General features: G+C 34.6%; 23 protein-coding genes and 1 tRNA gene. 5 read left to right on the top strand and 19 right to left on the bottom strand.

From position 1 onward, the window contains the following. Position 1: 1 nt before the first annotated feature. Genes recO through QOL71_RS06955 form a run of 4 tightly spaced genes read right to left on the bottom strand, consistent with a single transcriptional unit; the run spans position 2 to position 4,678 of the window. Positions 2–679 (bottom strand): DNA repair protein RecO, encoded by a 678-nt coding sequence (gene recO / locus QOL71_RS06970; RefSeq protein WP_283416220.1) that lies wholly within the window; start codon positions 677–679, stop codon positions 2–4. A 3-nt stretch (positions 680–682) separates the two neighbouring features. Further along, positions 683–2,959, bottom strand: a complete 2,277-nt coding sequence (gene porZ, locus QOL71_RS06965; RefSeq protein WP_283416219.1) for a type IX secretion system anionic LPS delivery protein PorZ — start codon at positions 2,957–2,959, stop codon at positions 683–685. 1 nt (position 2,960) lies between these two features. Further along, positions 2,961–3,911: a bifunctional metallophosphatase/5'-nucleotidase gene (locus tag QOL71_RS06960; protein WP_283416218.1), complete on the bottom strand. Its 951-nt coding sequence runs from the start codon at positions 3,909–3,911 to the stop codon at positions 2,961–2,963. Next, positions 3,911–4,678, bottom strand: coding sequence for a 5'-nucleotidase C-terminal domain-containing protein (locus QOL71_RS06955; protein ID WP_283416217.1), 768 nt, complete (start codon positions 4,676–4,678; stop codon positions 3,911–3,913). Before QOL71_RS06955 ends, QOL71_RS06960 begins: the two co-directional genes overlap by 1 nt. Before the next feature lie 369 nt (positions 4,679–5,047). Here QOL71_RS06955 and dapA point away from each other — a divergent pair, with 369 nt between their 5' ends. Continuing rightward, positions 5,048–5,923, top strand: a complete 876-nt coding sequence (gene dapA, locus QOL71_RS06950) for a 4-hydroxy-tetrahydrodipicolinate synthase (protein WP_283416216.1) — start codon at positions 5,048–5,050, stop codon at positions 5,921–5,923. A gap of 36 nt (positions 5,924–5,959) precedes the next feature. Here the strand turns inward: dapA and QOL71_RS06945 are convergent, their stop codons facing one another. Both QOL71_RS06945 and mqo read right to left on the bottom strand, forming a co-directional pair. Then, entirely contained in the window at positions 5,960–6,355 is a 396-nt protein-coding gene (locus tag QOL71_RS06945) for a hypothetical protein (protein ID WP_283416215.1), read from the bottom strand. A 15-nt stretch (positions 6,356–6,370) separates the two neighbouring features. After that, a complete protein-coding gene (gene mqo / locus QOL71_RS06940) occupies positions 6,371–7,852 on the bottom strand; it encodes a malate dehydrogenase (quinone) (protein WP_283416214.1) in 1,482 nt (493 codons plus the stop codon). A gap of 172 nt (positions 7,853–8,024) precedes the next feature. Here mqo and QOL71_RS06935 point away from each other — a divergent pair, with 172 nt between their 5' ends. Together QOL71_RS06935 and QOL71_RS06930 are read left to right on the top strand one after the other, a co-directional pair. After that, entirely contained in the window at positions 8,025–9,713 is a 1,689-nt protein-coding gene (locus tag QOL71_RS06935; protein ID WP_283416213.1) for an ABC transporter ATP-binding protein, read from the top strand. A gap of 138 nt (positions 9,714–9,851) precedes the next feature. Next, the gene (locus QOL71_RS06930; RefSeq protein ID WP_027383662.1) at positions 9,852–10,187 is read left to right on the top strand and encodes a DUF3276 family protein; all 336 of its coding nucleotides are present in this window, start codon (positions 9,852–9,854) and stop codon (positions 10,185–10,187) included. A gap of 35 nt (positions 10,188–10,222) precedes the next feature. Here the strand turns inward: QOL71_RS06930 and QOL71_RS06925 are convergent, their stop codons facing one another. The 12 genes from QOL71_RS06925 to leuS form a co-directional block, all read right to left on the bottom strand. Continuing rightward, complete coding sequence (locus QOL71_RS06925; protein WP_283416212.1) at positions 10,223–11,428, bottom strand: hypothetical protein; 1,206 nt, start codon at positions 11,426–11,428, stop codon at positions 10,223–10,225. A gap of 7 nt (positions 11,429–11,435) precedes the next feature. After that, positions 11,436–12,668, bottom strand: coding sequence for a hypothetical protein (locus QOL71_RS06920; RefSeq protein ID WP_283416211.1), 1,233 nt, complete (start codon positions 12,666–12,668; stop codon positions 11,436–11,438). Between the two features lie 63 nt (positions 12,669–12,731). Continuing rightward, positions 12,732–12,807, bottom strand: a tRNA-His gene (locus tag QOL71_RS06915). 37 nt (positions 12,808–12,844) lie between these two features. Then, positions 12,845–13,564, bottom strand: coding sequence for a bacillithiol biosynthesis deacetylase BshB1 (bshB1, locus tag QOL71_RS06910; protein WP_283416210.1), 720 nt, complete (start codon positions 13,562–13,564; stop codon positions 12,845–12,847). Between the two features lie 89 nt (positions 13,565–13,653). Continuing rightward, positions 13,654–15,306, bottom strand: coding sequence for a tetratricopeptide repeat protein (locus tag QOL71_RS06905; RefSeq protein ID WP_283416209.1), 1,653 nt, complete (start codon positions 15,304–15,306; stop codon positions 13,654–13,656). Between the two features lie 101 nt (positions 15,307–15,407). After that, positions 15,408–16,280, bottom strand: a complete 873-nt coding sequence (locus QOL71_RS06900) for a PstS family phosphate ABC transporter substrate-binding protein (protein WP_283416208.1) — start codon at positions 16,278–16,280, stop codon at positions 15,408–15,410. Between the two features lies 1 nt (position 16,281). Continuing rightward, a complete protein-coding gene (locus QOL71_RS06895; protein ID WP_283416207.1) occupies positions 16,282–16,467 on the bottom strand; it encodes a C4-dicarboxylate ABC transporter in 186 nt (61 codons plus the stop codon). A gap of 68 nt (positions 16,468–16,535) precedes the next feature. Continuing rightward, complete coding sequence (locus QOL71_RS06890) at positions 16,536–17,360, bottom strand: energy transducer TonB (RefSeq protein WP_283416206.1); 825 nt, start codon at positions 17,358–17,360, stop codon at positions 16,536–16,538. Between the two features lie 34 nt (positions 17,361–17,394). Continuing rightward, complete coding sequence (locus QOL71_RS06885; RefSeq protein ID WP_283416205.1) at positions 17,395–17,934, bottom strand: ExbD/TolR family protein; 540 nt, start codon at positions 17,932–17,934, stop codon at positions 17,395–17,397. Between the two features lie 9 nt (positions 17,935–17,943). Next, a complete protein-coding gene (locus QOL71_RS06880) occupies positions 17,944–18,546 on the bottom strand; it encodes an ExbD/TolR family protein (protein ID WP_283416204.1) in 603 nt (200 codons plus the stop codon). A gap of 87 nt (positions 18,547–18,633) precedes the next feature. Then, on the bottom strand, positions 18,634–19,497 hold the full coding sequence (locus QOL71_RS06875) for a MotA/TolQ/ExbB proton channel family protein (protein WP_283416203.1): 864 nt from the start codon (positions 19,495–19,497) through the stop codon (positions 18,634–18,636). A 284-nt stretch (positions 19,498–19,781) separates the two neighbouring features. Next, positions 19,782–22,595, bottom strand: coding sequence for a leucine--tRNA ligase (gene leuS, locus QOL71_RS06870; protein WP_283416202.1), 2,814 nt, complete (start codon positions 22,593–22,595; stop codon positions 19,782–19,784). Positions 22,596–22,760: 165 nt separating this feature from the next. On the opposite strand from leuS, the gene QOL71_RS06865 reads away from it, so the two are divergent. Both QOL71_RS06865 and QOL71_RS06860 read left to right on the top strand, forming a co-directional pair. After that, on the top strand, positions 22,761–23,516 hold the full coding sequence (locus QOL71_RS06865; protein ID WP_283416201.1) for a glycosyltransferase family 2 protein: 756 nt from the start codon (positions 22,761–22,763) through the stop codon (positions 23,514–23,516). Continuing rightward, positions 23,516–24,142 carry a deoxyuridine 5'-triphosphate nucleotidohydrolase gene (locus tag QOL71_RS06860; RefSeq protein WP_283416200.1) on the top strand — a complete coding sequence of 209 codons (627 nt, stop codon included), beginning with the start codon at positions 23,516–23,518 and terminating at the stop codon, positions 24,140–24,142. The genes QOL71_RS06865 and QOL71_RS06860 overlap by 1 nt, the downstream gene beginning before the upstream one ends. Before the next feature lie 97 nt (positions 24,143–24,239). On the opposite strand, the gene QOL71_RS06855 is transcribed toward QOL71_RS06860, so the two are convergent. Continuing rightward, positions 24,240–25,511: a 3-deoxy-D-manno-octulosonic acid transferase gene (locus tag QOL71_RS06855; protein WP_283416199.1), complete on the bottom strand. Its 1,272-nt coding sequence runs from the start codon at positions 25,509–25,511 to the stop codon at positions 24,240–24,242.

The raw sequence follows: 25,511 nt of genomic DNA, 5'->3' as shown, positions 1-25,511 counted from the left end.
ATTAAAAAATTTCTTTAATAATTTCTAGGGATTTCGGCTCTCTGAAATCTGCTAAATGATAATGGTAATATACTAATATAGAGTCCAGAAAATTTTGTTTTACAATCCTGCTAAATTTAATGTCATAAGGATTTTCTGACACCAACAATTCTTTCCAAATGGCCGAAATATCCTTATTAAAAAAATGATGTGATTCAGTTTCTTCGAAGTTTCCGGACTCAGGGTTCAAAAAAACATGTTGGTTGAATAATGGTTGTAAACCCTGATGCTTCAGTAACTGGAAAATAAAAACCAAATGTGACTGGAAATTTTCTGTTTGCAATTCATATAGAAAATTAGTTATTTCATAAAAAATATTCTGATTTTGACTTTCATTTCTGAGAACCTGATTCAGCAGATCCGATACAAAAAACAAAATGGAATTTTTTCTGATATCAGAACTGAAGAGATTAGCATTCTTTTGCTCTATCTTCAATATATTCCGGATATTCTTCTTTCTGTCTGATGTCTGAAGAAATAGCTGGTTCAAAGGAAACAGAAAAGCTTTCTTTTTGTTCTTTGGGGCATAAATTCCTTTTGCAAAGAAACTTTCGAATCCATTTTCCTTACAAAAACAATGGAGAACAGCATCGTGATCTCCATATTTTGTATATGACAATAAAAAAACTTCCTGTGTCATTGATTAGTTCACAACGGCAATTTTTGCGGTAGCCTTATCTGTTCCGTCTTCGTTTGTCATCAAGACATAATAGATCCCCGAAGCCACTCTCACACCACGTTGATTATTAAGATTCCACTCAAAATAACCACCATTCGCGACTGCGGAATGTACAAGATTACCAGCAGCATCAGTAATTCTGATATTTGTTTTTTGTGCTAATCCACGGATTCTAACATTACCTTTGTATTGAGCATACACTACCGGATTTGGATAAACCAATACATTACCAAAATTGGATGTAACTTCAGAAACATCACCTTGATAAACCACAATACCATCTGTAGTCGCAAAATAAACTTTGCCTGTTTTTTCATCAATTTTGATATCTGTTACACTGTTGTTGGGTAATGATGAATTAGACTTAGTAAAATGATAAATTGTTCTATCACCATTGGGTGTGATATAAAAAACACCACCACCATCAACAGAAATCCATTTTTGATTTCCGGAATCTACTACAATCTGTAAAATTTTCGCATCCCTGAAAAGTTCTTCGGCTAATCCATTTTCTTCAATAACAATAGGATCGGTCTGCGGATTTTCTTCCAAGATAGCAGATTTGGGGCTAGATAGAATTCTAAGCCCTTCTCCATTCCCTATCCATACATCATCATTATTATCCACAGATACAGATGATGTTCCATTGATAGGTAAATTATTAGTGGTTTTTAAAACTTTGAATTTGTCATCCGATGTTGATGCTGCAGTATTATTGTAGTCATACATCAAGAGTCCGCCATCCGAAAAGAAAGGTGCAGGAATATATATAATACCGTCTTTCGTAAGCGGTTTTTGTACACCCCCGATATTAAAAGTAGTAAAAGGATCCGCCCCAAAAGCATCTGCGGCTTTATTAAACAGATAAAAACTGGAAACACTACAGTTACCGCTTAATGCCGGGATGGTACATTGTACACTACAGAAAAGGTTATTTTGCTCATCAAAAGTAAGCCCCACAGGTCTGTAATAATAAGCACTACCATTATTAAAGTTATATCTTTTTACAAACTCATTATTTTGCATTTTGTATACACCTTTTTCGGCTGGAGCAGGTCCGTTAGCAAAAAAGTTTGTAAAATAAACAGTAGTAGGATCAGAAGGATCCGGAACTACATCCAGAATATTAAAAAGAATAGTAGAGTTGCTTACAAAAAACTGTGGGTAGTTCCATTTTGTGCCATCGTAATGATAATAACCAATTTTTTGTTCATTAGGTTTTGAAGGTGTAGCAATAGGGTCTGCATCTCTATTTCCGGAAGATACCCATATCTGATTATTGAGAAGGGATAATTTATAAGATCTATTATTATAGGGTCCATCTGGTTTAAAACTACTTTTTTGTTCATTATACATCCCGGAAACCTTGGTTCCTGTAAATAAAGCAGTATTATATACCAAAGCAGTATTGATCAATTCTCCCGCATTAAAATTCTTCTGCTGAATTCCATTTGTACCATAAACATAAACCTGTGATTCATCGGATACGATGATCTGATTATTTGTAACTTTCACATCCTGAATATTGGTGAACGTTCTGGGAATTGTTGAAAAAGTTGTCCCTGTACCATATTTGACCTGATTATTACTTGCAAAAGCAATAACAGCATTTGCATCTACTTTTTTAAAAGCTCCCGACTGAAAGTTTGCCCAACTGGAATATACGGGAAATGTGGAATTAACCTCATGATACTTTAGTCCTGCGTCGGTCGCTGCATATACAACGTTATCCTTTAAGACTGCTGCATTTACAGCCTGATAAACTCCCCCTACAGCAAAAAATGCAGTATCCCCAAACTCTCTTCTCGAAACATTAAAAATTGATAAGCCATAACCTGATGAAATAATTGCTTTATCACCATTAATGGATATATGATTTATATTTTTACTACCATTATAACCTGTTGCCAAAGGAATGTCAACTACCATAAAAATACCGTTAGGAGTAATTACATCAAGTGAACCACTTTGATAACCCACAATGCCCGTTTGAGTTTCTGCATTATAATCAAAGGCGGAAATTTTAACTTCATGCAAACCATTGGCTTTTGATAGCTTTTTAATTTCTCCTGTTCCTGGATAATAGTAAAAGATGCCATTCTCGGTAGCCGCAATTATACGATCTCCATCTTCACGTATTACCAAAACGTTATTGTACGAAAACAAATCACTCCATTTGGTTGCCTGCGCCTGAGAAATCAGAGTTATAAAAATTGATATAAGTAATAAAATTTTTTTCATCTTAAACTATTATGCTTTCATCTATTAACTGATTATTCCACGAAATATTTTTTACGTTTTTGTTTTTATCAAAATAAAAATCTAATCTTCCTAATAAAATCCCTGCCCATCCTACCTGATTGACAATGACATTTTTACCGTCCTTATTCTGAAAGCTTAATGGTTCTTTCAAAAAAGTATGTGTATGGCCTCCTAAAATCAAATCTATTCCGGAAGTTTTTGCTGCCAAATGTTTATCCGACATTTTCTCAGGCTGGTCCTGGTAATCAAAACCAATGTGGGACAAGCAAATTACCAAATCACATTTTTTCTCGTTTCTTAAAAAATCGGCATAATGCTGAGCCACTTCAATTGGATCGTGATAAACCGTTTCTGCATAGTTCTTCTTTCCAACCAAGCCATTCAGCTCGATTCCGACTCCAAAAATTCCTATTCTGATTCCGTCTTTGTTGAAGATTTTATATTGCTCGGTTTTTCCGTCAAGGATTGTATTTTTGAAATCATAATTAGAGCAAATGAAAGGGAATTTTGCATTCGGAAGGACTTTCAGAAAACCTTCCAAACCGTTATCAAAATCGTGATTTCCCATTGTTGACGCATCATACTGCATCATACTCATCAGTTTAAATTCCAATTCGCCGCCAAAGAAATTGAAGTAAGGTGTTCCCTGGAAAATATCGCCGGAATCCAGAAGAAGAACATTTCTTTCTTCGCTTCTGATTTTCTTGATTAATGAAGCTCTTCTTGCAAAACCGCCCTGGTTGGGATTACTTTTAAACGAATCAGCAAAAGGTTCAATCCTGCTGTGCTGATCATTGGTATGTAAAATAGTCAACTTGTATGCAGATTCTTTTTTCAGTAGATCAAATTGTTCTGCTAACAAAAGATTAGGCGCTAATGTCAAAGCAAGACTTCCGCCTCCAATATATTTTAGAAACTCTTTTCTTTTCATTATTCCTGCACTTTTTTATTTTTGAAAATCAATCTGACGTCATCAGGCGCAGAAATTTCCGGATTTTGCTTAAACTTTTCCAGAAACAGATCACGCATTTTGATTCCGGTAGGAATCATTTCGCCTTTGCTGAAGAAAAACATATTATCTCCTCCCAAAGCCAGATAATCCGATGTTGCAATATAATACGTTTTGTTCTCATCAATTGTTTTGCCGTTGATAAGCTTTTTCGAGATCATATCACCTCCGTCTGTTTCTATTATCATATGAGAAACTGGGTTATTTTGCTGCGTTTTTAAATAATATTGAAACATACCATCAATAACCTTTCCGGACATTTTTACAATTACAATTTCGTTATTGAAAGGCATCACTTCGTAAATATTTTTCAGAGTAATATCTCCTTTCGGAATTATATTTCGGATTCCTCCGATATTGATCACTGCCGCATCTATTGCAGGAATGTTATTCTTTTTCGCCCATTCGTCAGCACCTTCGAAAGTATAATCCGCCAGAAGGTTTCCCAGGTTGCTGTTGTCTCCTGATTTATTAAGTTCCGTATTGGTATGAGAAATTTTGGTATTCATTTTACCTTCCAATTCGTGTTTGTAAGGTTCTATGATAGCAGCCATTTCTTTATCCTCCGTGAGATCGCTGGTGATGTAAATATTCTTTTCGGTATGGATGTTTGCTATATTGAGCGGTGCTTTACAACCAATCAACAACAAACTGATGATACCAAATCCTAATAATTTATTTTTATTCATTTAATTTTTATCTTAATTACTGAATCGTGAATCTCCGATTTCATTTAAAAATAATATGGATACAAATCTAATGATTTTCGGGTTTTAAAACTAAATTAATCCTGTTATTGATTCTTCAAATTGGATTCTTAATTATAACATTTTGAGATGTTGTTTTTATGAAATGAATTGCACGCAGCCCGGCCTGAGTGGAGCTCATCCGCCACAGGCGGATAGCGGGAACGGAGGACGGAAATAGCTGCCCAAATAAAAATATTAATATTGACAATTTAACAGCAACATCAATGTTTTAAATAAATATTGTGAGTGAGTTCTATTGTCTGTTTATCAAAATAAATTAACTTTGAGAAATTTAATTTTCAAATAAAAATGGGTCAGCTAAAAGGCGTAGGTGTAGCTTTGGTAACACCTTTCAATGAAGATCTATCCGTAGATTTTGATTCTCTTACGAGATTAATCGATTATAATATAGACAACGGAACCAGCTTCCTGGTTGTTTTGGGAACTACAGCTGAGGCTGCAACACTTTCTAAGGAAGAAAAGGACAGAGTCATTGCTCACATCACCAAGATCAATAATAACAGATTACCATTAGTTTTAGGAATTGGCGGAAATAATACGGCTGAAGTTGTACAGCAAATCAAGGAAACGGATTTGTCAGATTTTGATGCTGTTTTATCGGTTTCTCCTTATTACAACAAACCAAATCAGGAAGGGCTTTACCAGCATTACAAAGCTTTGGCGGAAACTGGCGAAAAAATCATCATTTATAATGTTCCCGGAAGAACCGGTCAAAATGTTGAAGCTTCTACAACTTTGCGTTTAGCTAACGATTTCCCGAATCTTTTTATGATTAAAGAAGCAGCACCAAATATTTTGCAGTATTTCGATATCCTGAGACAAAAGCCAGAGAATTTTTCACTAATGTCTGGCGATGACGAATATACTTTGCCAGTGACTTTGGCGGGCGGTGACGGTGTCATTTCGGTAATCGGCCAGGCCTATCCCAAAGAATTTTCTACAATGGTAAAATTGGCTCGCAACAGAGAAGTGGATGAAGCTTATAAAATTCACAATTCTTTGGTAGAAATCACAAGATTGATCTTTGCTGAAGGTAATCCTTGCGGCGTCAAAACTATCCTTGCGGAAAAAGGTTTGATTAAAAATTACTTGAGACTTCCATTAGTTGCGGCTTCGGAAGGACTTCAGGAAAAGATAAGACAAGAGATGCAAAAGCTTTCTTAAAAAATAAAAAGGTTCAGAGATTCTGAACCTTTCTTGTTATATATCCAATTTGATTTTATAAACATCGGAAGAGTTTCTTACAATACCTTCCTGAAAAAATCCCCCATTCTGAGGAATCAATTCGATAAAATCAAAAACCAGACAATCTTTTGGTAATCCTGAGAAAATCAATGTAAACCAATATTCTTTTCCATAAGGGACATCTGTCCAATCCGGGAACAAGCTGATATTCTCAAAATGAATCAGCTTAGAAATATGTTCAGAATGCCTGTCAACCAAATAAGTTGAAGACCAAATTCTGATTTTCTCCTCCAAAAACATATCTGATTTGTAACAGCAATGCAATATGACTTGCTTTTCTTCCAGGATTTCCGTTTTCAGTTTCAGAAGAAGGTCTTCGGAGATATTCGGTTTTACTTTTGTTTCACTCATTGGTTGAGTTCTGTATTAATAGTCCAATTCCAGTTTTTCTTTAGAATAATCTCTGATGTGATGAATCAATTCCGGATGCTCAGCTAATTTTTTACCATAACTTGGTATCATTTCCAGAAGTTTATCATACCAGTCTGTTGTCAGTTTCTTTTCAAAACATTTCTCCAAAACCATTATCATTGCAAATGCAGATGTACTTGCTCCGGGAGAAGCCCCTAATAATGATGCGATATTTCCTTCTTTGTTCACAACAACTTCTGTCCCGAACTCTAGTCTTCCACCTTCGAAACGGTCTCTTTTGATAATCTGGACTCTTTGTCCTGCATGTTTCAGTTCCCAGTCTTCTTCTTTTGCATCTTTCACAAAATCCCTCAGATGTGACATTCTCTGAGATTTGTTCATCGTTACTTGCTGAATCAAATATCTCGTTAAAGGCATATTGTGCCACCAAGCTCCGAACAAAGAACGGATATTTTTGAAGTTAACACTTTCCGGCAGATCCAGATAACTTCCTTCTTTTAGAAACTTAGTTGAAAATCCTGCAAAAGGCCCGAACAACAATGCTTTTTTTCCGTCAATAATTCGAAGATCAAGATGCGGAACTGACATTGGCGGCGCACCAACCGTTGCCTGTGTATAAACTTTAGCGTGGTGTTTTTCCACCAATTCCGGGTTGGTTGTAACCAGCCATTGCCCGCTTACAGGAAAACCGCCATAACCTTTGCTTTCCTCGATGCCTGAACTCTCCAAAAGTGGTAAAGCATAACCGCCGGCTCCTATGAAAACAAAGTCAGCGTTTACAGTTTGTTTATGAAGATTTTTCCTGTCATTGACCTGCAGTTCCCAGCCACCTTTTCCATCGGCATCAATATCTTTAACCTCGTGGTAAGTGAAAACTTCTACAGATTCAGTTTTGTTGAGATGATCAATTAATTTCGACGTTAATTTTCCGAAATCGACATCGGTTCCCAGATCCATTTTAGTTGCAGCCAGTTTGTCCGATGGCATTCTTTTATGCATCATTAGCGGAACCCATTCGTTCAGTTTTTGATGATCATCAGAATATTCCATCCCTTGGAACAGAGGCGACTTTTGTAATGCTTCGTGTCTTTTTTTAAGATATTCCACATCTTTTTCACCAAAAACAAAGCTCATATGTGAGCAGGAATTAATGAATTCTTTCGGCTTATCAATAATACCTTTATTAATCAGGTAAGACCAGAATTGCTTAGAAACTTCGAACTGTTCAGCAATATATTCCGCTTTTTTGATGTCAATTTTACCTTCTTTTTCCGGCGTGTAATTCAGTTCACAAAAAGCGGAATGTCCTGTTCCTGCATTGTTCCATGCAGATGAACTTTCTTTTGCCACTTCGCCTAATCGCTCAAAAATTACAATTTCCAGATTCGGGTCAAATTCGTGAAGCATTGTTGCCAGAGTTGCACTCATTATACCACCTCCGATCAATGCAACATCATACTTTGGTTTAGGGGTCATTTATTTAGATTTTTCGGTTACAAAATTACAGATTAATGTCAAGTTTTGTGCCTCATTATTTTCAAAATAACTTATCATTTGTTAAGAAATCTCAAATCTGGTTGTAAAGTGTTATCTGAAATTTTAAATCATTAATTTTGCAAGGATTTTGGAAAATCGGAGTGTAAAAAAAATGAAAGCTTTAAAAACACTGAATCCATATTTCTGGAAACATCGCGTCTTACTTTTTTGGGGATTTTTATTCATTGTCCTGAGTAATTTTTTCGCGATCTACAAAATCCAGTATATCGGTCAGACCATTAATATCATTGAGAAAAATTACTCAACACTTAACTTATCATCTGACCTTAACATCATTGATAATGTTAAGAATAACTGGACTTATTTCAGAGTAATTTTTATCAACTCAGGAATATTAATTGGGTGTTCGTTACTTTCGGGCTTCTTTACCTTTATGATGAGGCAAACTATTATTGTAGCATCCAGAAGGATTGAGTACGAACTGAAAAATAAAATCTATCGCCATTATCAGGAATTGTCGGTCACAGATTATAAAAAGACAACCATTGGAGATTTGTTGAATCGCTTGAGTGAAGATGTTGTAGCTATCAGAATGTATCTTGGTCCTGGCGTGATGTATGTTGTGAATTTGATTATCTTATTAATCATTACCAGCGTTTACATGTTTATGACCGATCTGCAGATGACACTTTGGACTTTGATCCCGCTTCCGATCCTTTCTTACGGGATTTATAAAGTGAGCGACATCATCAACAAAAAATCGAAAGTCATGCAGAAAAGCCAGTCTGCAATTTCGACATTTGTACAAGACAGTTTTTCCGGAATCCGGGTTGTAAAGTTTTTCAGTAAAGAAAGATATATTGAGAAAAATTACGGAATCAAAGTAAAAGATTATCAGGACAAAGCGCTTGATCTGGCTAGAACTGAAGCTTACTTTTTTACGATTATCATTTTCGTCATCGGGCTTCTGAATGTTGCGATTCTTTACATTGGCGGGCAAAAATATATTGCCGGAGAAATGAGTGTAGGAACCATTGCCGACTTCTTTATGTATATTAATATGTTGATTTTTCCTTTCTCTATGTTGGGTTGGGTAACGTCTGTCAATCAAAGAGCGGAAGCCAGTATGCAGCGTGTGAATGAGTTTCTGGATTTGAAATCTGAAATTATTAACACAAATAATGAAGTTTATCCGATAACAGGCGACATCGAATTCCGAAATGTAAGCTACACTTATCCAAATACGGGGATCAAGGCTATAGAAAATCTCAGTTTTAAAATTAATGCCGGAAAATCGCTTGCAATAATGGGTAAAACCGGAAGCGGAAAATCAACAATCGCACAATTGCTTTGCCGGTTAATTGATCCGGATGAAGGTGAAATTCTTATCGACGGTAAGAACCTAAAAACTCATAATCTGAAACTTTACCGAGACCAAATCGGTTATACGCCACAAGAAAGTTATCTTTTTTCTGACACGATAGAGAACAATATTGGATTCGCCATTGACAATCCAAATCATAATTTGGTAGTAGAAATGGCGAAAAAGGCAGATGTTCACAAAAATATTGAAGAATTCAAAGAGCAATATCAAACGATGGTTGGTGAACGCGGTGTAATGCTTTCTGGCGGGCAAAAACAGAGGATTTGTATTGCCAGAGCAATGATAAAACAGCCAAATATTCTGATCTTTGATGACTGCCTTTCCGCCTTGGATACCGAAACGGAAGAGAATATTTTACAAAACATTGATAAGGATATCAAAAATACAACTTCCATCATAATAACTCACAGAGAATCAAGCGCAAAAAGAGCAGATGAAATTCTATTTTTGAATTAATCGACAAATAAATTCAACTCATTTTTTATCAATATTTTAAGAAAAAAGAGGATTTAACAGATTTTTTTAACAAAATATTTTGAAATTCCGAGAATTCTGTTATATTTGTTAATACAGATTTCTAAAAAATATTTAACAATGAGTGAATTTAAGGAACGACATGAGAATGAGATTTTCACTAAAGTGTTGAAAGCAGGAAGAAGAACTTATTTCTTTGATGTGCGGGAGACAAAGGCGGGTGATTATTATTTGACCATTACAGAAAGTAAGAAAAACTTCGGGGAAAATGGCGAGGCTACTTTTGAAAAACACAAGATCTATCTTTACAAAGAAGATTTCAAAAGTTTCCAGGAATTATTTAATGAATCGACAGATTTTATTATCCAGCAAAAAGGCGAAGATGTAATCTCTGAAAGACATGATAAAGACTTCAAATCCAAATCTTTTACGATAGATTCTGACGACGAGGTTTAAAAGAAAAAGCGCATTATATAATGCGCTTTTTTATTTCAGGTATTTTGTAAATATTTTCCTATTTGCAATTTACCATAATTAGCTTTTAAAATTACCGCTATAAATATTGGATAATAAAGCAACATATATCTTGGCAAAGGTGCAATAACATAAAAGAAAAGAGAAAATAGATATAAACCACCCGTAATATAAACGAGAAAACTTCTTTTATTTTGCAGATAAAGTTTTTTTAATGATATTATTAATAAAATCTGAATAAAAATACTATACAAGCTATAAAATAAATAGACCTTATTGCGATTGAGTCCTTCGTAGCCAGGAAAATATTGCGTTAAATTAATTAAAAATTTAATAACTGTCTGTTTTACAAAAAGTTTAGGGTTATTTTCTACAAACTCCATATTCAGATTGTGCAAATATTCATTCATATCTTTTTCATTTGTGAACATTTTTGACAGTGTCGTATTTGATAGAGTCAGTTTTAATTTTGAAGAATATGGATTATTAAAAGTAATATAAGGATCATATTTTTCACTATAACCTTTAGCAAAATTAAAATTAAATGATGTTGAGTATGCAAATGTTCCTATTTTATAATAGTTTCTGATACACCAAGGTAAATAGATCAAGGATGCGACTAATAAAAATGATATCGCATTTTTTAAAGATATTCTTTTCGAAATGTAAAAAGCAATAACTGATAGAATAATAATAAATATAAATTCATATCTCAGATACAAGCTTATTGTACAGATAAGAACAATAGAAAGCCATTGTTTATTGCTGATTGATTTTGATACTGATATTCTATAAATTACTGAAAAGAACAAAAGCATTGAACTGAGAGAAAATGCAAATGAGCTAACTTTATAAATCCCTATTAAAAGCGGAGGAAAGAATAATATTGAGCAAAACCCTGCAATTACAATTATAGATGTAATTTTCTCTTTAAACAGAGTTTTGAAAAGCGAGAATAACGAAAAAAAGATTACTAATCCTTGTATAAAACATACAATTTCCAACCAATTGCTTCCGAAAATTTTGCTCGAAATTAGTAGAAAATAAGAGTAAAAAGGAGGCATGTATGCCGTATATTTTCCATATAAACGATATTCCCAGCCGTAATTGGAAAAGTCTTTCATAATAACCATCCACTCATATTCTAATGAGATCTGTTTTCTTAAGAAATAAATACTGACTATCAAATAAATCAAGAATATCAAAAAATATATTTTCTTCATGAGTTTTCTAGGAAATTACATTTTTCTTCTGTTTAGATTTTTGGTACAAGATAACTAATAAATATGAAACCAAAATCAATTGATACCATTCAAAATCTAATTTAAATCGCATATTTGCTGCATGACCTATCAGATAAGGAAAGGTAAAATTGGCAAAAAATAAAAGAGAAAAATAAAATAATAATTTTGATCGGCGGTATAAAAATACGAGTGAGATTATGGTTAGGATATTTAATACAATAATGTACAATTTTCTTGTTACCAATACTGATAAAGAATTGTCATTATAATATTTCAAAGGCACATACCAAAGACATATAAAATTGCCCACAGCTTTCTTTACGAAAAAATGAGGCTCAAAATTAGTTACTTTTCTTACTTCATTTTTAAAAACCTTTTCATATATGAATTCATCATGCTCGTTTCTCATTTCATATAAGGTTTCATCTCTTTTAAGAGGGATCAATTTCAAATCATCAAAAAACTGAACATTATCCTTGAATCCAAAATAAATGTTTTGCCAAACCGGAGTCTTTGAAATAATAATTTTGTCAAATACAACATAATTTCTAATAACCCAAGGCGAATAGAACAAAACTGTTCCAAAAGAAATTAATATCAAATTTTTGAAATTAATTTTTTTGAAAATCAGTAATGATAAAATTAAAATTCCGGCTATTGGAATCACAACAACTTGTGTCAGAAATAATATTCCGCTTATAAAACTGAAAAAAATATAGCCTTTAAAACTACCGGAATCCCGAAACCAGATTTTTAAATATAAATAAATCCAATAAAGAAATAACGGAACAAATATGTTAGTTGCCTCTATTATAAATGAATAAAAATAGTAAGCCGGAGACAATAAAAACAAATATCCTGCAGCTATCCCAACTTTTTCCTGATTAAAAAATCTCGTGATTTTGCACATCAATACAGGCACTAAGAAAAATAAAACAGATTGCGCTACAGCAGCATATCTGAGTGCTTCACTGTTAAATAAATAGACAAATACGCTGACAAATAGAGGATAGATCGGTAATTTATAAGCAGTAGAGCCTAAACTAATAAACTCGGAATATTGATGATATTTTATGAGGTTTACAGCAATAGTATAATCTTCAAAGACCGAAAATTGTTCTTTAAAAAATAGTATGACTATACATTTAGAAAGTAATACAAGAATATTTGCTATCAATAATCTTTTATAATTAAAAACAAGATTAAAGTACTTTTCCATATATTAATTATAGCCTACAATATAATAAAAAAAACGCTTCTCTATGAGAAACGTTTTAGTTTTGGGTGAATGATGGGTCTCGAACCCACGACCTTCGGAACCACAATCCGACGCTCTAACCAACTGAGCTACAATCACCGTTTTGCGTGTGCAAATATAGATAATTTTATCGATTACTAACAAACAATTCCGTCAAAATTTTTGAAAGCGAGCAATTTTTCTGTTGTGAAGCCTTCAGCGTACTCTACTCCTGAAAGTCTTCCGAGATCTTGTGCTCTGTAAGTCAGACTCTCCAAAAAGTCTTTGGTTGCAATTGGTGTTATCGGTTCGTTGGATTCGGGATTATAAAATTGAGTTTTGTAGGCTAGACAGGCTTCAATTTTTTTGTTCAGAAAGCCAGATATGTCAACTACAAAGTCCGGTGTTATATTTTTCCATTGGATATAATGAAAAATTTGCTTCGGTCTCCAGACATCCTGAATGTTTCCATTATCAAAAGTTTCTATCTTTCTCAATCCTGCCAAGAAACACGCATCGGAAACTAGCTTTGCAGCTTTTGCATGATCGGGATGACGATCATCTATAGCATTAGCCAATACTATTTCCGGTTGATACTTTCTTATCTTTTCAACAATTTTCAATTGATACTCTTCAGAATTATTCAGGAAGCCATCTTTTAATTTAAGATTTTCTCTAATGCTGATTCCCATAATATCTGCTGCGTTTTTCGCTTCAACAGCTCTGGTATCGCGTGTCCCTCTGGTTCCTAATTCACCTTCGGTTAAATCAATAATACCAATTTTTTTACCTTCAGAAATCAATTTCACAATGGTTCCGCCACAGCCCAACTCTACATCATCGGGATGAGCTCCGATTGCTAAAATATCACATTTCATTTGAATCTAATTTTTATACAAATTTACTAAAACAAAACTTCCCAATTTTTGAAATTGGGAAGTTTGATAATGAAAATAATTTTAAAAAATTATTTGTTTAAAGTCTTTTGAAGATTAATTGCATCCTGATATGTCGGCTCATATTCAAGTGACTTCGCAATCGCTTGTTTTGCTTTTTCAGGATTGGCATCTTTTTCCATATAAGCTATAAAGAAATAAGCATAACCTAGACTCTGCTTACTCGCTTCTATCTCAGCCGGCTTCACAAGAGAAATAAATTTTTCGTAAGAAGATTTTGCCATATCATTATTTCCTGCCTGCTGATAAGCATAACCCTGGCTATAATAAGCAGGAGCCCAATCTGGTAACGCAGAAGACATCTTGCTCCAGGTTAATATAGCGCCATTCCAGTTCTGAACATTTTGATATTCCTGAGCAAGTTTATAAAGTGAGTCGGTATCTTTAGGATTAGCTGCCACTTTGGCTTTTAACGCCTCTATGGTAGCATTTGTCGGACCTTGATTAGCAGACGCATTACTAATTCCGCCTCTTATTTTAGCCAATTCTTCGTCCCATTTCAGTGTTTCATCTTTTGCGGCTTTCGCAAATGCAACTTTCTGTTGAGCCACTGCTTCCAGTTGTGCTTTTACAGCAGCATCCTTTTCAGTTTTTGCTAATCCGGCAGCAATTAAACCTTGTAAACCTTCATCAGAAGCCTGTACTCTACTTTTCTCAGCCTGAGAAAGGAATGTATCCATATTTTGTTTCGCACCAGCATAATCACCATCTCCATATTGAATATAAGATCTTAATTTATATTTGATCGGGTCATTAACCTTATCAAAAACCTCGTCTAAGGTTTTTTTGGCATTGGCATAATCCTCATTAGTAAAGTAAAGTTTTGCTATTTCCAATTTGGTATATGGATCATCGTCCGCATACTTTGTATAATTAATAAGGTTTTGTGTAGCCTCAGCATTTTTCTGATACTTGATATTAAATCCAGCAAGAGCTTTGTAAGCCGGTGCATAAGTAGGATCTACGGCAATTGCTTTATCAATATTCTCTTTAGCTTGCTGCCATTGTTGTGCAGCAATCCAAAGAGTACCTTTTCTTGTGAATACAGAAGCTTTATTTTTGGCTACAGCTTCTGCTTTATCATAAGCAGACATAGCATTTCCCGGATCTTTTTTCAAACGGTAAGCGTCGCCTAAAGAATAATAATAATTGGCAGGAACACCTCCTTTTTGTGCTTTTTCAATCGCTTTATTAAGATATGTAATAGCTAGATCAGGAGAACTGTTTTTTTCAAATAAAGTCAAAGCTTCTCCCGCTCTGAACAATACTTCAGCATCCTTTTCTTTAGAGTCTTTTACAATCTGTTGAATTTCTGCGATTGCTGATTTGTCACCTTTACCAAGTTTTATAGAAGCCAACCCGATTTTGTTTAAATAACTTTTTGGATCCGCGGCTAAACCTTTATTAAAACTTTCCTGAGCTTCTGTGAAGTTAGGATCGAACTGTGTTAAATATGTGTTACCTAAGTAAAAATAGTTACTTGCTTCCTTAGGATTTTGATTGATTAAGTCAGTGAAATTTTGTTTTGCCTTAGCATACTTTTGACTGTCTACATAATTGATACCGTCCTGGACACTTTGTCCAAAAGTTAGATTTACAAAAAAACCTACTGCAGCAGTTAAAGCAATTTTCTTCGTTAAATTCATTATATACTTTGTTTTCATTATTTTTTCAAAAAATTAAATCGCTGGTATGAATCGCAATATTCAGACCATTATTTTATAAAAAAAAGTTTTTTAAGTTAAAATAATATTAAAATTTAATATTATCTCATTTGCACCTCTCTTTTGAATATATTGTAAGGTTGTAAACCTTCTTTTTCAACAATAATCTGTCCTAATTGCTGACAGGAAAATCGTATAAATCCATTTCCTAATCCATAGTAAGCCTCATTTGTTAAAAAATAAAGAACTCTCGTAAAAGGATATCTCATTTCTTTCAGATTATCCAGAGAGGCTTCATAGCTTTTATTTGCTTTTGTAATTTTAAGAACTTTTAATTGGGCTCTTAGTTTTTGTGCTTCTTCTCCAAAAGGACGGCTAATTGTATTAAAACTGATAACGCCAATTTTATCGGGATAATTCTTCAGTTGCTCTACCACATTCTCATTACCGTTAATGATTGAAAATTTCAGATCAGAAGGATTTTTATTAAATTTTTGAGCAATGAAATTAAGATTGCTGGAGTTCGTACCGTCAAAAATCAATCGTTTTTTATCAGACGTCAACTCAGTATTAATTTCATCCATAGAAATTGATTCTAAAGGAGAATCTTTGGGTACAACAAAAAGAACTGCATCCGCAGCAAATTTGGCAGGTTGCCAAGGCAAATCAATTTTGGCATCGTACGCTTTTTTTTCGTCGTCAGAAAGCTCACGAGACATTACAATAACCCTAACTTTTTTATCTAAAAGATCAAGTAAACCTAAGTCTTCTTTTTTGATAACAACATTGATTTTTGTTTCAGGATTAAGTGCAGTATATCTTTCTACTAAAGCTTCTGTAACGCTTTTAAAAGACTCATCTGCCTCAAGGATAATTTCACCTTTGTTAGGCGTATCAATTTCTTTTGTCTTTTCTTTTGAACAAGAAAAAGCAATAGCATAAATAGCCACTAGTAAGAAAAATATTTTTTTCATTTTAATTATCATTTTTAATTCTGAAAATAGCCCGTACTATTCTGAAGATACCATAAGCTATTAATAAACCTCCTAATGGGTAAGCCACATTAGGTTCCAGAATAATGATGAAGAATTTATAAAGTATAACAACGATTCCTAAAACTATGTAGAAAATTCCTGTTATCAAAGAAAGCCAATTAAACATATACAAATCTAATAAAAAAAGAGAAGTTATAAAAACTTCTCTTTTTAATATGATATTACAAAAAAATTCTATTGGAAATTCATTGTAATTGGGAATCTAAATCTAGATCTTACAGGCTGTCCATTAACTTTACCAGGAGTCCATTTTGTCTTGATTCCTTTTACAGTAGCTTCAGCTTCTCTATTAAAATCAGCATTAGATCCATTGGCTTTTACCTGAGTTAGTGTACCATCTTTTTCAACTACGAAAGTAACTTCCGTTTTAAGAGTACCTTCACCTTCCAAGTTACCAGAGTCAAAATTATTTTGAAATTTACTTCTGAAAGAATTAATACCTCCCGGGAATTCAGCTGATTGATCAACCGATTCATAAACTTCGTTTGTTACTGGTTTTACCTCAGCCGTTGTAGATTTACCTGTGGACGGCGGTGGTGGCGGTGGCGTATAAGTTGGCGTTTTTACACCTTCCTGATTCTGCAACCCCGTTGTAGTTTCCAATTGTTGTGTAATTGGTGGTGGTGGTGTTTCAATCTTTGGAACTCTTTTTGGCTCCGGAACAACATTCTGGATTACCTCCTGTTTTTCTTCCTCTTTTGGTGGAGGTGGTGGAGGTGGTTCTTCTTCTTTCGGTTGCTCAATGATTGGTTCTTCCTCCAGGATATTTACCAGATTTGCATCCACTTCGGTTTTTTCCTTAGCATTCATTTGTTGAATCTTAAGGTAAATCAGCGGAGAAACTGCCAAAAGAAGAAAGAAAGCTGTCCCAATTAAAAAAGACCTTGTAAGCAACTTAGGATAAGTAGTCCTTAGATCATAAGCTCCGTACTCTTTATTTCTATTTTCAAATACAATCTCATCAAGAGTCAGATCGTATTTTAGATTATCATCTGCCATTGTTTATATTTTTAACATGATACTTGTAGAGAGGTTATTCCCCAACTTTCTTTTTATAAACAGCCAATTCCCATGGTTTGATATCGGTAACCCCGTATCTCTCATTTTTGGTAATAGCCATTTCATCAAGAATATCTACAAAGTTCTTATATACTGCATCGTCAGTCGGCTTGATAATTACGGTGAATTTGTCTTTATCAGCTGCTCTAGCTTTTGCTTGCTCAATTACTTTTCTAATTCCTTCTCTATCAAAGTTGGTTTCAACAAGAGTCTGATCGTTAAGACCTTGTTGATCTTGCTGATGATAAAAAATCTTATTATCCTTGCCTATGATGATAGAAATTGAATTACTTAGTTTAATCTCTGTATCTGGTGGTTTTTGGTTTTCCTTCGGTTTCGCAGGAAGACCAAGATCCATTACGTTTGGTTTGCTAAATGTGGTGGTAAACATAAAGAATGTAATCAAAAGAAAACCTAAGTCTACCATCGGCGTCATATCTACGCGGGTATTCTGCTTTTTCGAACGGACTTTGCCGCCTTTCCCGCTATCCTCTTTTACTTGAACTTCTGCCATTTCTATTGATTATTCAGATTTTTCTTGTGATGTTATCAACCAAAATTTAAGAAAGTCAATATCTCTTAAACCTTCAAACAAACTTTTCACCTTCGGGTATTTTGTAGTTACATCTCCTTTAATTGCTAACTTATAGTTAGGATTAACGGCTAAACTTTGTTGAACCCAGTCAATTAATTGCTTGTTTGTACTATCCATTGGAATACCATCTTTCGCCTTAAAAGTTTTTTGCTGATCTTCTGGAAGATTCAAATAACTTTTTAGCTGCCCCATTGGTACTCCTACCGCCTGTACTTTTGTAAATGCTACTTTCTCAGGATCAGTGAAACTCATTCCATATTTCTGACCCATTTTATCCAATAGTTGCATTCTTTCTGTACCGTTTTCAACCGGTTGAAAATAGAATACACCATTCTGAGTAACATTAATCGTCATAAGACTTGCATCAGGAAGCAATTTCTCTGATATAGAAGAAGGCGGTTTTATCTGCTCCACATCAGGTTTTTTGAACTGTGTGGTTAATATAAAGAATGTAAGTAGCAGGAACGCAACGTCGCACATCGCGGTCATATCCGTAACTACTCCATGTCTTTTTGGTTTAATTCTCGCCATTATTTAAATGTCTTTGTTAACTAATTTATGATGATTTTAAAAATGTAAGTTTTACATTTTTATTTATTTCCAATTGCTATTAATTTCTTAGTGAAACTCGGCAAAAGACTGTTGGATACTCATAGAGATTTCGTCAATCTTATAAGTTAAACCATCAATTTTAGAAGTAAAGAAGTTATAAAGGATAATTGCGATAGCAGAAGTACCAATACCCAAAGCTGTGTTCATCAAGGCTTCTGAGATACCGATTGATAATGCTGCAGCATCCGGAGTTCCACCTCCACCACCTAAAGCAGCGAACGCTCTGATCATCCCGATTACCGTTCCCAATAGTGCTACTAATGTTGCAACTGTACCCAAAGTAGAAAGGATCATCATATTCTTTTCCAACATTGGCATTTCAAGAGTTGTTGCTTCTTCTATAGCTTTGTTAAGAGCCGCCATTTTCTGTTCTTTGTCTAGTGTAGTATCTTTCGCCAATGCTTTGTAAGTAGTTAAACCTTCTTTTACAACATTACCTACAGATCCTTGTTGTCTGTCGCACTCTTCAAGAGCTTCGTCAACTCTGTTTTGGTTCAATAAACTTCTAATTTTTAAAACAAAATTATCAAGATTACCATTACCAGAAGCTTTGCTCAAAACGAATGCACGCTCGATCGCGAAAACTATTACTGTGATCATGAATGTAATAAGGATTGGTACAATAAACCCTCCCATGTAAACCATCCCAAGACCGTGTGGGTGCAATTCCTTACTTTCGATATCTGCAAATGCAACCGAAGCTACACCATTGATACGCGCATCTTCTTGAAAGTTAGACGGGTTACCACAAACAAATAAATAAATGGCAATACCTATTACTAATAAGATAGGAATAATTACCGCTGGGTTAAGACCTCCTTTTTTCTTAGCAACTACTTGCTCATCCGTGTTTGAAACATTCATTTCCATATTAAAACTAAATTATAATTGTTAAATTTTATCGTGTAAAATAAAGTCAAATTTTTGAAAAATGCAAAATTATTTTCCGTTTGACTTGTAATTTTTTTATCTGCTAAAATAGCAATTTTTAATTATTAATTAAATTAAAACAGTGTTTTTATGAATTCATTATCTCTTTTAGAAACATTAATGGAAGATATATAAAATTGATTTACATAAATTATGATTTTAATTTTAATGAATTCCAATGTAAAGAATGATAATTTTTCTTAACATTTCTTAAAACCGTAAAATCACATAACAATATTAATGATTTTCTTCGGAACAAAAATGAAATTTTTAACTGATTTATCTCCTAAAACCTTCTTTACGTCATCATTCTCCATCATCAATTTTTCAACATCTTCCTTACCTAAGTCGGCCGCTAATTTGATTTTAAATTTCATCTTACCATTGAAACTTACCGGATAATCTATCTCATCCTCAACAAGATAGCTTTCATCAAGAACAGGAAATGGTTCAAATTCAACAGAATCATTATTTCCCAGCAAATTCCATACCTCTTCGCAAATATGTGGCGCATATGGTGAGATTATAACAGCTAAAGGCTGCAAAATATTGCGTTTGTTACATTTTATTTTTTGTAATTCATTTACGGCAATCATAAATGAAGATACAGAAGTATTGAAAGAGAAGTTTTCGATATCGTAAACCACCTTCTTTATTAAAGTATGTAAAACTTTGTATTCTGCTTTTGTCGGCTCTTCGTCAGAAACAGAGAAAGTATCTCCGTCAAAATACAGATTCCAGAATTTTTTAAGAAACCCATAAACTCCACTCAGACCTTGCGTGTTCCAAGGCTTGGATTGCTCCAACGGACCTAAGAACATCTCATATAATCTTAAACCGTCTGCTCCGTATTCTTCACAGATGTCATCAGGATTTACTACGTTATATTTAGACTTAGACATTTTTTCTACTTCACGACCTGTGATGTATTTTCCGTCTTCTAAAATAAATTCTGCATCTGAATAATCTGGTCTCCAAGCTTTGAAGGCTTCCGTATCCAATTCGTCAGAAGTTCCTTTTAATAAAGATACATCAACATGGATAGCCTGCGTTCTATAATCTTTTGCTAAATTTTTAGAAACATATTGATTAGTCCCATCAATTCTATACACAAAAGCACTCATTCCCAAAATCATCCCCTGGTTGATCAATTTTTGGAAAGGCTCATCATGATTAATAAACCCTCTGTCCTTTAAGAACATATTCCAGAAACGGGAATACAATAAGTGACCAGTCGCGTGCTCACTTCCTCCGATGTATAAATCTACCTGTCCCCAGTAATCTGCCAGTTCTTTTTTCACAAAAACCTCATCATCATTTGGATCCATATATCTTAGGAAATACCATGAGCTTCCCGCCCAACCCGGCATTGTAGATAATTCTAATGGGAAAACAGTTTTCTCATCAATTAAATTAGTATCAACAACTTTTTGATTTGCTTCGTCCCAGGCAAACGTTTTTGCATTTCCCAATGGCGGATCTCCGTCTTCAGTCGGCAAATATTTTTCAACTTCAGGAAGCTCCAAAGGCAACGCAGAAGTTGGTAATGTGTAAGGCATCCCATCCTTATAATATATAGGAACAGGTTCTCCCCAATATCTTTGTCTTGAGAAAATCGCATCACGTTGTCTGTAATTTGTAGTTCCGTGACCGATTCCTTTTTTCTCAATAGCTACAATAATCGCTGCTTTTGCATCATTATAATTAAGACCGTTTAAGAAATCAGAATTTACACAAATCGAATCTTTAGAATCGAAAGAAGCTTCCTGAACATCTTCGTCCGTTTCTACAACTTTTTTAATTTCTAAATTAAATTTCTTTGCAAATCTGTGATCACGTTCATCATGCGCGGGAACCGCCATTACAGCTCCTGTTCCGTAGCCCATTAAAACATAATCTGAAATATAGATTGGCATTCTTTCTCCACTGAAAGGATTCAAAGCATAACTTCCCGTGAAAGCGCCGGAAACGTTTTTCACGTCAGACATTCTGTCTCTTTCAGATTTTTTGGAAGTTTCTTCAATATAAGTATCTACTTCAGCTTTTTGTTCTGCCGTAGTAATTGTTTCTACTAAAGGGTTTTCAGGAGCCAGCACCATAAAGGTTGCTCCGAAGATCGTATCAGGTCTTGTCGTGAAAACCTCAACGATTTCGTCATGACCTTCAACATTGAACTTCACCTGTGCCCCCTGAGATTTTCCGATCCAGTATTCCTGAGAATCTTTCAACGGCTGTGGCCAATCCAAAGTTTTAAGACCCTGTAACAATCTTTCAGAATAAGCAGAAATTCTCATGCTCCACTGCATCATTTTCTTTTGGAAAACAGGAAAACCTCCTCTTTCGGATTTCCCGTCTTTTACCTCATCATTTGCTAAAACTGTTCCTAATGCGGGACACCAGTTTACAGTCGTTTCTGCTCTGTAGGCTAAACGGTAATTTAAAAGGATGTCTTCTTTATCCATTTCAGAAGCTTCTTTCCATTCTTCTGCAGTGAAATTTAATTCATCATTCTGATTGGCATTTAAACCCTCTGTTCCTTTTTCTTCAAAACGTTTAATCAAAGAAGAAATGGGCTCTGCTTTATCTGTATCTTTATTATACCATGAATGGAACAGTTCAATGAAAATCCATTGTGTCCATTTATAATAAGAAGCGTCCGAAGTTCTTACTTCCCGGCTCCAGTCGAAAGAGAAACCGATTTTTCTCAGTTGCTCTTCGTATCTTGTAATGTTTTGTTCAGTCGTGATCGCAGGATGCTGTCCTGTTTGAATAGCATACTGTTCAGCAGGAAGTCCGAAACTGTCATAACCAACCGGGTGAAGCACATTAAAACCCTGATGCCTTTTATATCTCGCATAAATGTCGGAAGCAATATATCCAAGCGGGTGACCTACGTGAAGTCCTGCCCCGGAAGGATACGGAAACATATCGAGAACATAAAATTTGGGTTTGTCTGTGTTATTGGAAGTCTTGTACGTTTGGTTGTCTTCCCAGTATTTCTGCCACTTTTTTTCTATCTGCTGATGATCGTAAAACATTCTATGAAGTAAGAATTAATAATGATTTTTTTTAAGATTCACAAAGTTAAGATTTTGAGAGGAAATGGCAACTTTAAATTTAACACTATTAATTTTCGAAAATGAAGTCCTTTCTCTTTATTCTTTTATCTTACATGCTTTATTTATCTTTGCAAAAAATCGCAAGTGGCAGAAATTTCTATCATCACACCGAGTTACAATTCTTCAAAATATTTGAACGACACCATTGATTCTGTTCTCAATCAAACTTTCCAGGATTGGGAATGGCTGATTACAGATGATTGTTCGACAGATAATTCGGTGGAAATTTTAGGAAAACAAAGCGATCCGAGAATAAAAGTTTTCAAAGCTGAGAAAAACGGAGGCGCCGGACACGCAAGAAATATTTCTCTTGAAAATGCGACAGGAAGATTCATTACTTTTCTGGATGCAGATGATTTTTGGGAACCCAATTTCCTTGAAGAAATGGTCAATTTTATGAAGTCCGAAAATGCAGAATTGGCTTATTCCACTTATTCTCGTTGTGATGAGAATCTAAATCCTACAAAAATTGGTGATTTTGAAGCAGACACCATTGTGACCTTCAGTAACCTTTTGAAGACCTGCCGATTATCGCTTTTATCATCTATGTATGATTCTGAAAGAGTGGGGAAATTCTATTTTCCGGAAGGTACAAAACGTGAAGACCACGTGATGTGGCTGGAACTATTAAAAAAAATCCCACAAGGAAAACCTCTGCAAAAAACTTTATCAAAATACCGAATGCTTCCCAACAGCGTTTCAAGGAATAAATCTAATATTATGAAAGACCAATATCTGGTTTATAAAAATTATATGAAATTTTCAACTTTGAAATCTTTGTATTATACAGCCAATTGGGCTTTTAACGGATTTATGAAATATTCTAAACTATTCAATTAATGGAATATTCAAAGGAATTTAAAGCCGCGCTCAGTCAGTTTTCGCATTCGGAAAAGGATAAGTTGATTTTCAGATTACTGAAGAAAGACAAATTACTGTCCAAGAAATTGTATTTTGAGCTTATCGATGAGGAAACAACAGATGACAAGCGCAACACAATGGAAGCTTACATCAAGGAAAGAATCTTAGAAATATCAAAGTACATAGGCAATCCGAAATATTTCCTGGTTTTAGTACGAAAATTAAGCGCTGAAATCACAGAACATGTCAAAGTGACAACGGATAAATTTGGAGATGTTTATTTGAATTTATTTTTGATTAATGAAATTTTGGGACACAACGATAAATTACAAAAACAGAGATTCGATGCAGTTTATAAACTTTACATTTACCTTATCAACAAGATTTTCAAAGCCTTAATTCAAATCAAAAAATTGGATGAAGATTATTGGCTGGAATTTGACGAAATTCTATCAGATATTGATTCCAAAATCCATAATAATCTTTATTTTGAAAAGCTTTGTATCAATAACGGTTTAGATTTCAACTGGCTGAAATGTGAAAATATCCCAGACCATTTTGAATTGATTGTGAAGGAGATAAAAAGTCAGGGATTTTTGAAATAGGATTTTTAACCACAAAGACGCAAAGTTTTCACAAAGAACACAAAAAATACAGCTCAATTCTTTGTGAACTTTGCGACAAGCCTTGTGAGCATAGTGTTTAAGTCGACGATGTTTTGTTCAGAATTTTCTTTACAATAATCTCCGTCGCATCAGGCTGAGAATTCACAAAATTGTAAGCATTTTCGGACATCTGTTTCAGGAAAGATTTCTCTTCATCCTCTGTCTGCGAATCTTTATTAATCAATTCTGTGATAAAAGCTGAAGCCGCAACAAAGTCGTCAAAACATTTGGCTCCTTTCGCCTCAATCAGTGTATCTGCCTCCGGGTTCTTCTTGTACTGATTTCCAAAAATCACCGGAACACCATAGACCGCCGCTTCCAGAATATTATGCAAACCCGCCGAATGAAATCCGCCTCCAACAACCGCAAGATCCGCATAAGAATACAATTTGGAAAGTTTCCCGATACTATCTATGATGAGAGTTTGAGAGTTTGAGAGTTCAGGGATATGAGAATTTGTAAGGGAACTGTATAATATAGCATTCGGAAATAATTTCTGCAGATGCGGAACTCTGTGCAAATCGTGAGGAGCAATGATGAGTTTCATTTTGGGAAGTTTTTTTGCCACAACCTGAGCAATATCTTCCTCTGCCTGCCAACTGCTTCCGAAGACAATCAGCTTTTGGTCCGCTTTGAATTCTTCTATGAATTCCAGGTGATTATCTCTGTCTAAAAATTGTTTCACCCGGTCAAATCGTGTATCACCAGAAACCGTAGAATTGGTCAATCCTATTTTTTTTGCCAAAGCCTGTGATTTGATAGTCTGATGAAAAAACCAGTCGATGTTTTGACGAAGCTGTTTTGCAAACCATTTTCCATAACTTTCAAAAAACACCTGATGCTCATAAAACAAAGCTGAAATCACATAGATTTTCACGCCTCGATGCTTCAACTCTTCCAGAAGATTGTACCAATAATCATATTTAACCGTGAAGAAAATCTCCGTCTCAAAAGAGGAAACAAAGTCTTTCACATCTTTTTTTCTGTCAAAAGGCAAATAGCAGACAGCATCAGCAATCTGTTTTCTTTTCTTCACATTCTCATAACCGGAAGGTGAAAAAAACGTCACTAGAGTCTTATGTTCCGGGAATTGTTCTTTCAGCTTTTCAAGAACCGGAAGTCCCTGCTCATACTCGCCAAGACTTGCAGCGTGCATCCAAAGCACTTTTTGTCCATGGATGTTGTCCCGAACGATTTTCAGAGATTCTTTTCTTCCCCTGACTCCTTTTTTTGTTTTGGAATCGAAGAGTGAGAAAACTTTCATCCCGAAAATCATTAAGTGAACGAAAAGATTGTATAGAGATTTCAT

Origin of the sequence: Epilithonimonas pallida (genome assembly GCF_900182975.1) — a bacterium.
Classification (GTDB): domain Bacteria; phylum Bacteroidota; class Bacteroidia; order Flavobacteriales; family Weeksellaceae; genus Epilithonimonas; species Epilithonimonas pallida.
This window is presented reverse-complemented; position numbering and strand designations above follow the sequence as displayed.